This window comes from Marinobacter sp. S6332 (assembly GCF_023016045.1).
Lineage (GTDB): Bacteria > Pseudomonadota > Gammaproteobacteria > Pseudomonadales > Oleiphilaceae > Marinobacter.
On record NZ_JALKAP010000003.1, the window covers coordinates 417,356 to 427,307 of the forward strand.

Annotated in this window: 12 protein-coding genes; 8 read left to right on the forward strand and 4 right to left on the reverse strand. The window is 52.5% G+C overall.

What is annotated here, in order from left to right:
* Nucleotides 1-46 precede the first annotated feature (46 nt).
* The gene (hslO, locus tag MWU62_RS06650) at nucleotides 47-901 is read left to right on the forward strand and encodes an Hsp33 family molecular chaperone HslO (protein ID WP_247114108.1); all 855 of its coding nucleotides are present in this window, start codon (nucleotides 47-49) and stop codon (nucleotides 899-901) included.
* A gap of 174 nt (nucleotides 902-1,075) precedes the next feature.
* Complete coding sequence (locus MWU62_RS06655) at nucleotides 1,076-2,611, forward strand: phosphoenolpyruvate carboxykinase (protein WP_247114109.1); 1,536 nt, start codon at nucleotides 1,076-1,078, stop codon at nucleotides 2,609-2,611.
* 75 nt (nucleotides 2,612-2,686) lie between these two features.
* On the opposite strand, the gene MWU62_RS06660 is transcribed toward MWU62_RS06655, so the two are convergent.
* From MWU62_RS06660 to MWU62_RS06675, 4 genes are all read right to left on the reverse strand, one after another.
* Complete coding sequence (locus MWU62_RS06660; protein ID WP_247114110.1) at nucleotides 2,687-2,992, reverse strand: hypothetical protein; 306 nt, start codon at nucleotides 2,990-2,992, stop codon at nucleotides 2,687-2,689.
* Between the two features lie 103 nt (nucleotides 2,993-3,095).
* The gene (locus MWU62_RS06665; RefSeq protein WP_247114111.1) at nucleotides 3,096-3,554 is read right to left on the reverse strand and encodes a DUF6795 domain-containing protein; all 459 of its coding nucleotides are present in this window, start codon (nucleotides 3,552-3,554) and stop codon (nucleotides 3,096-3,098) included.
* A 55-nt stretch (nucleotides 3,555-3,609) separates the two neighbouring features.
* A complete protein-coding gene (locus tag MWU62_RS06670; protein WP_247114112.1) occupies nucleotides 3,610-4,779 on the reverse strand; it encodes a lipase family protein in 1,170 nt (389 codons plus the stop codon).
* Nucleotides 4,780-4,805: 26 nt separating this feature from the next.
* Nucleotides 4,806-5,306 carry a DUF4198 domain-containing protein gene (locus tag MWU62_RS06675; protein WP_247114113.1) on the reverse strand — a complete coding sequence of 167 codons (501 nt, stop codon included), beginning with the start codon at nucleotides 5,304-5,306 and terminating at the stop codon, nucleotides 4,806-4,808.
* 414 nt (nucleotides 5,307-5,720) lie between these two features.
* On the opposite strand from MWU62_RS06675, the gene MWU62_RS06680 reads away from it, so the two are divergent.
* From MWU62_RS06680 to MWU62_RS06705, 6 genes are all read left to right on the forward strand, one after another.
* Nucleotides 5,721-6,596 (forward strand): M15 family metallopeptidase, encoded by an 876-nt coding sequence (locus tag MWU62_RS06680; protein WP_247114114.1) that lies wholly within the window; start codon nucleotides 5,721-5,723, stop codon nucleotides 6,594-6,596.
* 2 nt (nucleotides 6,597-6,598) lie between these two features.
* Nucleotides 6,599-7,090 (forward strand): hypothetical protein, encoded by a 492-nt coding sequence (locus tag MWU62_RS06685; RefSeq protein ID WP_247114115.1) that lies wholly within the window; start codon nucleotides 6,599-6,601, stop codon nucleotides 7,088-7,090.
* Between the two features lie 85 nt (nucleotides 7,091-7,175).
* Entirely contained in the window at nucleotides 7,176-7,655 is a 480-nt protein-coding gene (locus tag MWU62_RS06690) for a hypothetical protein (protein ID WP_247114116.1), read from the forward strand.
* A gap of 44 nt (nucleotides 7,656-7,699) precedes the next feature.
* Nucleotides 7,700-7,912 (forward strand): hypothetical protein, encoded by a 213-nt coding sequence (locus MWU62_RS06695; RefSeq protein ID WP_247114117.1) that lies wholly within the window; start codon nucleotides 7,700-7,702, stop codon nucleotides 7,910-7,912.
* Nucleotides 7,909-8,265, forward strand: coding sequence for an IS66 family insertion sequence element accessory protein TnpB (tnpB, locus tag MWU62_RS06700; RefSeq protein WP_247113783.1), 357 nt, complete (start codon nucleotides 7,909-7,911; stop codon nucleotides 8,263-8,265). Before MWU62_RS06695 ends, tnpB begins: the two co-directional genes overlap by 4 nt.
* Nucleotides 8,266-8,307: 42 nt before the next feature.
* Nucleotides 8,308-9,936, forward strand: a complete 1,629-nt coding sequence (locus MWU62_RS06705) for an IS66 family transposase (RefSeq protein WP_247113784.1) — start codon at nucleotides 8,308-8,310, stop codon at nucleotides 9,934-9,936.
* The last annotated feature ends 16 nt before the right edge of the window (nucleotides 9,937-9,952 follow it).

Below are 9,952 nucleotides of genomic sequence, written 5' to 3' on the forward strand. Positions count from 1 at the left end.
TGATGTCGCCTATCTAATTAAGCACCCAGTTTTTAGGAGAACCACCATGGCATCCCGCGACCAGTTTCAGCGTTTTATATTTGAACACAGCCAGGTGCGCGGAGCCTGGGTTCAGCTTAACGAAAGCTTTCTGGAAATAACCAATCAGGCGCCCTACCCCGAGTCCGTTCGCGGCCTGCTTGGCGAGGCGCTAGTAGCCAGCATCGTAATGAGTAGCAGTTTAAAGTTCGAGGGCACCCTATCCATTCAGGCGCAAGGCGAAGGCCCGCTTCGGACACTCATGGCCGAATGCAGCCATGACCGGAAAATCCGTGGCCTAGCGCGATTTGATGAGCAGGCCATAAGCGAAGACAGTTTCCACAACCTGCTGGGCGATGGTCGCATGGCCATTACTATTACCCCTAGACAGGGCAACCGCTATCAGGGTGTTGTGCCCCGGGAGCGCGAAACCCTCGCCGGTTGTCTTGAAGAGTATTTTGAGCGCTCGGAGCAAATCCCCACAAGCCTGTTTCTATTTTCCAATGAAAACGGCGCTGCTGGCTTAATGCTCCAACGTCTACCCGGTGCTACCGAGGAGGACAACGAGCTTTGGGAGCGGGTCAATCACCTTGCGCGCACTGTTGAAGCTGCCGAGTTGCTTGAATTAGATAGCGAAACCCTACTACACCGCTTGTTTAACGAAGAAACCGTTCGGCTTTTCGACGCCGAGCCGGTAGCGTTTCAGTGCAGCTGCTCCAGAGACAGAACCCTCGTCGCGCTAGAAGCCATAGGCAAAGACGAGTGTTACAGCATACTGGAGGAGCAAGGCGCCATCGATATGGATTGCCAGTTCTGCCACGCACACTATCGCTTCGATAGAAACGATATAGATCACCTTTTCGCTGGCCACACGCTACACTAAGCTTGGTTACGAATTCGCCCGGAAGCCAGCAATCATGCGGCTTCTGGAGCAGTCGTTTTTTACCGGCGCCTCTGGCATAATAGCGCGCCTGAATTGACCCGATTGTTCAGATTTCCGTCAATTTTGGGCAGGCGGCCTGAGCAGTCACTAAGACATCCCGAGGGCGAGGTCGAAGTGAGCAACACTTATAATGATCTGAGTACAGCACAGCTGGTAGAGCAAGCACTGGCGCGCAACGAAGGCCAGCTGGCTTCCAACGGTTCACTAGTCGTTAAGACCGGCGAACGCACCGGCAGATCCCCTATGGATCGCTATATTGTCGAAGAACCAAGCACCTCTGACAGCATCCACTGGGGGCCGATCAACCGCCCGTTCGATGCGGATAAATTCGATGCTCTTTGGGATCGTGTAGAGGCCTACATTGCTGAAAAAGACAGCTTTGTTTCCTTAGTGCACGTAGGCTCAGACCCTGAGCACTATTTGCCCGTGAAGATGACCACCGAGACCGCTTGGCAAAACTTGTTTGGTCGCAATCTGTTCATTCGCCCGGAAAGCTACAACCAGGCTGATAAGCAAGAGTGGCAGATTCTGAACGCTGCCAACTTTGAATGCGTACCAGAACGTGACGGCACCAACAGCGATGGCTGCGTGATCATTAACTTCGCCCGTCGCAAAGTGCTTCTAGCCGGCATGCATTACGCAGGCGAGATGAAAAAAGCCATGTTCTCCGTGCAGAACTTTCTGCTTCCGGAAAAAGACGTACTCCCGATGCACTGTTCTGCCAACGTAGGTGAAGACGGCGAAACCTGCCTGTTCTTCGGCCTCTCCGGCACCGGTAAAACCACCCTGTCTGCCGACCCGCACCGTTTCCTGATCGGTGATGATGAACACGGCTGGGGCCCGGGTACCGTGTTCAACATCGAAGGCGGCTGCTACGCCAAATGCATCGACCTAAGCAAGAAGAACGAGCCCATCATCTGGGACGCTATCCGCTTCGGTGCCATTGTTGAAAACGTCACTATTGACCAGGAAACCCGTGAGCCGGATTACAACGACGTTTCACTAACCGAAAACTCCCGTTGTGCCTACCCGCTTGAGCACGTCGAAAAACGCGTGCTGGAAAACCGTGCAGGTGAGCCCTCGCACATTGTATTCCTGACTTGCGACATGACCGGTGTTCTGCCCCCAGTGTCTATCCTGAGCCGTGAAGGCGCGGCCTACCACTTCCTAAGCGGCTACACCGCCTTGGTTGGCTCTACGGAAATGGGGTCATCGTCCAAGCTCAAATCCACCTTCTCTACATGTTTCGGCGCTCCATTCTTCCCGCGCCCGGCTGGCGTTTACGCAGAGCTGCTGATGAAGCGCATCGACGAATACGGCAGTAAGGTCTTCCTAGTAAACACCGGCTGGACTGGCGGTTCCTACGGCGAAGGCACACGCTTCAGCATACCGACGACCCGTGCGATTATTAGCGGAATTCAAAACGGCGACTTGGATGACGTTGAAACCGAACACTTGCCCACCCTCAATGTGAGCGTTCCAAAGCAAGTACCGGGTGTTGATACCGCCCTACTGAACCCACGCAACACTTGGGCTAGCAAAGACGCCTACGACAAAAAAGCAGAAGAGCTGATCAACCAGTTCGTGGAAAACTTCAAGAAGTTTGATGTTTCCGACTCAATTGTCGCAGCCGGTCCAAAACTGCAGTAAAACTATCGGGCACAAAAGACTCTGATTGAGTTTTTTGTGCCCGCACCTTACGACGTCCCCGTACGAAAACGCAGATCAATCCAGATAGACGAACAGCTCTCTGCCTTCAATTTTGTCTGCGATATCCACAATTAACTTGTCCACGGTATCAGGCACAGCCCACGGCTTTTGATAGGCGTAAAGCCACAACTCCGTAAGCAGATTGGCAAAGGGATCCTGCTGCGCATCAACGATCGCACGCAACGCTTCCTTAGCATAGGTGGCGTGGGGCAAAAACGCCTCGCTTTCTGGCGCCCCGGACTCATCAAGCCTCGGCGTGGCCGTAAAAACGACCGGCTGATTCAACTCATTGCGCAAATAGAACGAATCATCTAGCGACATAGCGATTATTCCTAAGTCCTTTGTAAGGCAGTTTGGACAGCTCGATAAAAGTGGCCATTCAGCCAGCCTTAGCGACCCTGTACCTGCCTACATATCCTTATGGTTAGGGTTTCAATTTACAGATACTACCAATGATGTGCTCAAAACCCGGACTATCTGAAATAGGGAAATAGTAGTCAGCTTGCTCATTCGCAATATCGCAATCAAGACGCCCCAGAAGATCAGCAATCATAGGTTCCGGCGTAATCTGATCTGTTGTGTACTGCCACAGAATATAAAACTCACCCTGATACCATGCAGCCACCACCTGCCGAAGCCGAGCCTCTACCAGAGGTTTACCGGGAGTATTCGATCGAGCTCTCCATCTGGGAAAAGCAAAGTGCCCACTTACACCTGTCACAGTCGTTTCGGTTTCCACGTCGTCATAGGTCGCTTCTCTTATGATCTCCACGCCTTCCAGAGGCTCCCCATTCTGAAAAAGCTGGCCTTCGACTATAGGGAAAAGCTCAACATCATATTTTTTGAGGAAACCAAACATTTCTGCATAGGCCTCTGTCGCCATTGAAACGCTCGATACAACGACAGACAAAATGCACAGGTACTTGAGCAAGCTTATATCAAGTGCGCTCTATAGCCTGACGAACGGCCCGATATAGCGCCCCAGCTGTCTGATCAAAAACCCAACGAATGAAGCGAAAAGTCAGGTCGGTTACTGTGGTAACGGCAACCCTAGCAAAGGCCAGCATATGCCCCAAAAGCCCCCTTGCCTGATTCGCAAAACGACTGGATGCGGCAGCAATCTGCTCTAACGTTCTTGCCAATAGGTCGTAAAAAGTCAGCGTCGGGCTTATTGCAGCTTGCGCCACCACGGCAGCGTAGTAGCCCGAGTCTCGAAGCAGTGTGATTAGGGCTGCCGACAGTTTATCGGCCCACTGGCTGGAAAAGAATGCTTCATTGCGGCGCTCATACTCAAGACGAACCGGCCGATTCAAGTTACTTTCGGAGCGCCGATGTAGCTGAGACCAGTCTTCAACGTTTGCGGTATTGCGATAGCCGGGAACATCGTCTTCACTCATTCCGTGCGCGGTGACACTAATTCCTGTGCCACCGTCCAAACGATACTCAGCCCCACTGGTTGGCGCATGAACAAAAGGCCAAAGCGGTACATTCGGAACAGGGTCGGCACCGTGGGTACAACGATGAAGGGCATGAACACCTTCCGACGCGGATCGAGAATAACCAATCATTCCAACTCTGGGCGCGCCAAAGGTGTAAAGATTTACCGGTTGCCGGTAGCGACTTCTAACCCAATCCGCAGTGAGCGAAGCCAGCGCCCCCCCCAGACTATGGCCGACGCAATGAATACCTCGCACCGGCCCCTGAGCTATTGCTGGCGTTAGCAGGCGGTCAAGTGCCGGCTTCATACTCTCAAACGTAGCGTTAAAGCCCGCATGAACAGAGCTACCATTAACCGACGTCGATATCCCAACGTTCCCATTGGTCAGCCAGTCATGACTAGTCGCCGTGCCACGCACAGCGATCACATGGTGCCCCTCAAAACTCTGTTTTCCGTTCGCGAGGAAAGCAAATCCGGATGTCTTTCGAAACAACCCAAATACCCCACCCGTGCGACCGGTTACAGGGCCACCTGATAGCTCCAGATCGAAAGCGCGCGATAGTGAAAGGTGCGCCACTGGAACGCGATAATTACCCTCGGTATTGGGCGCTCGAATCTGATAAACAAGTTCCGCGAACTCTGACGCCATCCTTGGAGATATAGCTTTCATCTGCATAATCCTTTGCTTGTTTTAAGTTACCAGCGACAAATACTGAAAACGCTATGGGGAAACTCCGGTCGCTCGACATTCTCAAAAACCTGCTCTTTTTCCGGAGTTGTAAGTTCACATTTCATACCAGCTAAACGCTGAGATAGAGCTTCCCGGGGAGTGATTCCGCCAGGGACTGCGTACCAAAGCAGGTAGTTTTTTCCCTCATAATCCAAACCAATCACCTGACGGACTCGCGTCTCGTCTCCCAATTGATTTGGTCTTCGTGACTCTAGATTTTTCTCTGGGAAGGCAAAGCGCCCTCCCGCATCGGTAAGAGCCTTATCCTTGTACTCTTGGTCGTAATCAAGAGTTCTATACACCTCAATTCCCACCAAAGGCTGCCCATTTAGGGTTACAACGCCCTCAACCGGTGGAGAAAGATGAACAGTTGTTTTTTTCGTAAACCCAAACATACCTGCGTAAACCCCAGTCGCCATTAAAACGGCCAATGCAATAACAGAAAAAATCCAGAAGCGCTTAAACAAGACAACACCGTCCCGGAACAGAAGGCACAGAGTCAGTAGATGAAGAACATTGGTGTTTTGAGGCAGGGTACTTTCAAATCAATTAACGATGTGCTGAAAGTAACTACATGTTCTAAATCCCTGAACGTAACGCCTTCCTGGCTAATTTGAAAATCAACATTAATGTAGGCTGTATTGGGTGTCAATTGTTGGAGGCGTTATTTTTATATTAACGAGCCATGTGCAACCGAAGGCGTCATTGACAGTCTTAAGAGTGCCGCCTATTGTCCACCTCAGGATGCCGGCCCAGATCACATGGAAGGATCGCACGCGCCAATCTCTTCCCTGCCAGTCAAAGTGTAGGTATCCGTAAAAATTCTACAGCTCGCTCATTGCTGGGCTCTGCTTCTGAACCAAAAGAGATAAGGATATCCAATGGCAAGGTCTTCATGTTTCGGCCCGTTCGAGCTCAAGAGTGGTGACAGTGACAAAAAACAAATTTTTGGCGGCCATCGGCGCCCGAACGCTGCAAGCTATGTCACCGCATTGCAGGAGGCTCTGCGAGCGGTAGACATTCCCTTAGCCATTGTGGATGGTCAATTCGGGCCCGGCACCGAGCAGGCGCTCAAAATGTTCCAGTGGTGCCTCACAGCGCATCCCTACAGGCGATTCAATCAGTCTTTAGTAACCGACACCTGCAAGGTCACTCAGGCCTTAAGCGGGCGACTGGACACCCAGACAGCCAGTGAGCTTAACCGATGGACCGCCCAAGGCTATGTCAGTACAGGCGACCTTATACGGTTAGACAGCAAACAACTGGACCACGTCGAAGTCGGCGTTGGTTTCCGAGTACTGAGCCACGTGTCGGTTTGTGAGGGCGACGTAGTGCTTTCCGCAGCTGCCGCTGACCTGCTCAGCACTGCCAACAAAAAAGCCGGTGAACGCTGTGTGAAGCTAGTGCTAAATCAGGCGTTTCGGGTAAATGGCGTACCGGTTTCCGGTGCCGTGGTAACCCCGGCAACCCGCTCTCAACATTTGATTGGCCACGCTATCGACTGCAACATTGTTGATGGCAGCAACTGGAACAACAGCCGCACTTTTGCCGCCGGTCGACAGACCGAAGGGGCAACCAACTTTATCGACGATATGAAAAACGCTGGTTACCGCTGGGGCGGAAATTTTTCCAATCCCGATACGCCCCACTTCGACAAACGGCTGAACCCCTATGGCGATGCCTATGAATTCAAGTTCTTCTTCAACCAGCGCACCATCGCCAATAATCACCCGATACCTCTCAAGAACCTAAATTGACCATGAAGCTACTACGTTCATCAATTACTCTAGGGCTGGCGCTATTGATATCCGCCTGCGCGTCGGCCGATACCGCCACCCATCCACTGGTGGAGGCCTGGCATGCAGGCAAAGCCATCGTCATCACTACCAGCCCCAATCCTGACAACACCGACGAGACTTATGGCGACTTCGCGTACTATCTCAACAACTTTGCCGCTTCTGCTGGTGATCACTGGGCTTTTTTTGTACTAGACCCGCAGGCAACGACCCCCAAACTCCCGATCGAGTTTGGTTTTACCCTCACCCACTACTCTGTCGTTTTCATTAAACAGAATGAAGCTCAAGGTTACCTCTACCCCGGCCCTATTCTGGAGCCTCAGGTGTACGACTTTGTTCAACGACGATTTGAAGGACGGGACATTCCAGATTACCTCCATCAGTTCAGTCCGGATGAGGTGCTGGTAGACTTTGAAAAGGAGAATGGACTACTCAGAGTTGATGCAAAAACATAACCCGCCGGGATTTGCACGCCATGCGGGAGCAGTTTAGCTCCATTTTCACAGCCTCAGAAAAGCTGGCAGAGCGAGGGGAGTAGGTATGTTAGACCTGCACTATGAACGGTGGCTAGCACTGTTCCCAGAAGCCCCAAAAGACCTAGCGGCGACCGCTTATAAACGTTTACGCGCGCATTACGCAGAACCCCACCGTACCTACCATAATTTTCAGCATATTGACGCGTGCCTCCGCCACTTGGATAGCGTCAGAGATCAACTGACAAATTTTCACGCTATCGAGATGGCCATCTGGTATCACGACGTCATCTACGACACCCACAAAATCGATAATGAAGCACAAAGCGCGAACTATGCCTTTGAGACACTCGCAAAACTGAATATCTCTGAAGAGAATCGTAACCTTGTCCATAAACTGATCATGGCAACTAAGCACCCCAGCATTCCTGACTCTTTGGAAGAGCGCTACGTCCTCGACATAGACCTTTCCATTTTAGGCACATCACCTGAAATTTATGATGTGTATGAAAGTAAGCGCTCCACGAACCCCATCTTAACCACCTGACCGGAATTCGCCAGAATCAAAGCCTCTCAATAAGGAGGCTGACGATGAATCACCAACTCACATCCACTCAGGCATTTTGGCTGGGGCACCTGCACCACGCGTTTTCATTGGGCCAGTCACTGAGTCGTTATGCTCATGAACAAGGATTGAGCTTCGCCGATCTGATGGTCTGGCGGCAGCGACTGATGATCCAGAAGATTGTTGTTCCCGACATGCACCGCCCCAATCGCTTTGTCAGTGTGGCGGTGGTCTCATGATGCGTCCAGAACTGACGATGTCGGTTTACCTATGCCGGGAGCCGGTCGACATGCGTAAATCCATCGACGGGCTATCGCTGCTGGTTCAGGAGGCGATGGAACTGAATCCCTTCGATGAAGCGGTCTTCGTATTCTGCAATCGCCAACGCGACAAGGTCAAGATTCTGGCTTGGGAGCGGAATGGCTTTGTACTCTGGTATAAGCGTCTGGAACGGGAACGATTTAAGTGGCCCGACACAGTGGGTGACGATGTTATGACCCTGTCAGGCCAACAACTGAACTGGCTTCTGGACGGTTACGACATTGCCCAGATGCAGCCTCATAAACCCTTATTTTTTGACGCCGCTGGTTGATTTCAAGGTGCTGATTTGTAGGCGTTTTGATACAATAGTTTCATGCCAAGCGCCGCTTCCGACTCACAGAAAATCATCGCTGAACTGGAGCAAAAGCTCCGTGTTCAAGCGGCGGATATTACTCGCCTAAAAAAACAAAGCCGGTCGCTGGAACGCGAGAATGAGTCTCTGGAACGCAAGGCTCAATCTCTGGAAGCCGCGAAGCGGGAACTGTTCGAACAACTGCGCCTGCTGATTGAAAACCGCTTTGGGCCTTCCACCGAGAAGTACAACATCCCTCAGGAAGACTTGTTCTTCGACGAAGCCGAAGCGCTGGTAGAGAGCGAACCGGCGTCAGACAGTGACGACGTTCCAGAAGACATCGCGGACACACCGACCAAGCCAGACTCTGCCAAGTCCCGCACTCGCGGTGGCCGTCTGGCGCTGCCACCGGAACTGCCGCGAGTGGATATTGTCCACGACGTGACGGACGGTCAGAAGCACTGCCATAACGACGGAACCGAATTGGTCTGCATCGGTGAAGAGATCAGCGAGCAGCTCGACATCATTCCCGCCAAGATCCAAGTGATCCGTCACATTCGACGCAAGTATGCCTGCAAGACCTGCGAAGACGGTGTCGTCACCGCACCCATGCCGTCGCAACCCTTACCCAAGAGCAATGCCAGCCCCAACCTCTTGGCTTATTCTGTCATCGCCAAATACGTGGACGCCTTGCCGCTTTACCGGCAGGAACGGGCGTTCAAGCGGTTGGGCATTGATCTGCCCAGAAATACCTTGGCTCGCTGGATGATCCAGACCAGTGAATTGATCGAGCCCCTCATTGAACAGTGCCGACAGCATCTGCACGCGAGTGCAGTCATCCACATGGATGAAACTACGCTGCAAGTGAATACCGAACCGGATCGCAAGGCCAGCAGTCCTTCGTACATGTGGGTACAACGAGGTGGGCCGCCCGGGCAACAAGTAGTGCTCTACGATTACGACGCCAGCCGTTCCGGTCAGGTACCAACGCGACTGCTGGAAAACTATCAGGGCATTCTGGTGACCGATGGTTATGAAGGGTACGCCCAAGTGGTTCGGATCAATCAGCTGACCCATGTGGGTTGCTGGGCGCATGCCCGCCGCAAGTTCGTGGAGGCCCAGAAAGTACAACCTAAAGGCAAGGTCGGCCGTGCCGATCAGGCCTTGAGTCTGATCCGCAGCCTGTATGCCGTAGAGCAAAAGGCCAAAACGATGAGCGCGGAGGAAAGGCTGGCCTTGCGAGACACTCAAAGCCGTGCACTCATCGAAAAACTGGAAGTCTGGCTAACGAAATCCTTGAATCAAGTGCCGCCGAAAACGGCCATTGGCAAAGCGCTGATCTACCTGAACCGACAGTGGCCCAAGCTAACCGTCTTCCTGACGGATGGTCGGATCCCGCTGGATAATAACCCGGCGGAAAATGCCATACGCCCGTTCGTCATTGGTCGAAAAAACTGGCTCTTCAGCCAGACACCAAAGGGTGCGCATGCCAGCGCCAGACTCTACAGCCTGATCGAAACCGCCCGAGCCAATGGCATTGAGCCCTATACTTATATGGTAGAAGTGCTTACCAAACTGCCATCATTGACGACCGACGATGAACTCGACCGGTTACTGCCTTGGAATCAGGGGGAAACCATTCCGGTGTAGTTCGTGGAGCGCTTAC

Bases quoted from the DNA above. Each gene is read 5' to 3' on its own strand.
- hslO (WP_247114108.1), top strand. From the start codon at position 47: ATGGCATCCCGCGACCAGTTTCAGCGTTTTATATTTGAACACAGCCAG.
- MWU62_RS06660 (WP_247114110.1), bottom strand. From the start codon at position 2,992: ATGTCGCTAGATGATTCGTTCTATTTGCGCAATGAGTTGAATCAGCCG.
- MWU62_RS06665 (WP_247114111.1), bottom strand. From the start codon at position 3,554: ATGGCGACAGAGGCCTATGCAGAAATGTTTGGTTTCCTCAAAAAATAT.
- MWU62_RS06670 (WP_247114112.1), bottom strand. From the start codon at position 4,779: ATGAAAGCTATATCTCCAAGGATGGCGTCAGAGTTCGCGGAACTTGTT.
- MWU62_RS06680 (WP_247114114.1), top strand. From the start codon at position 5,721: ATGGCAAGGTCTTCATGTTTCGGCCCGTTCGAGCTCAAGAGTGGTGAC.
- MWU62_RS06685 (WP_247114115.1), top strand. From the start codon at position 6,599: ATGAAGCTACTACGTTCATCAATTACTCTAGGGCTGGCGCTATTGATA.
- MWU62_RS06690 (WP_247114116.1), top strand. From the start codon at position 7,176: ATGTTAGACCTGCACTATGAACGGTGGCTAGCACTGTTCCCAGAAGCC.
- MWU62_RS06695 (WP_247114117.1), top strand. From the start codon at position 7,700: ATGAATCACCAACTCACATCCACTCAGGCATTTTGGCTGGGGCACCTG.
- tnpB (WP_247113783.1), top strand. From the start codon at position 7,909: ATGATGCGTCCAGAACTGACGATGTCGGTTTACCTATGCCGGGAGCCG.
- MWU62_RS06705 (WP_247113784.1), top strand. From the start codon at position 8,308: ATGCCAAGCGCCGCTTCCGACTCACAGAAAATCATCGCTGAACTGGAG.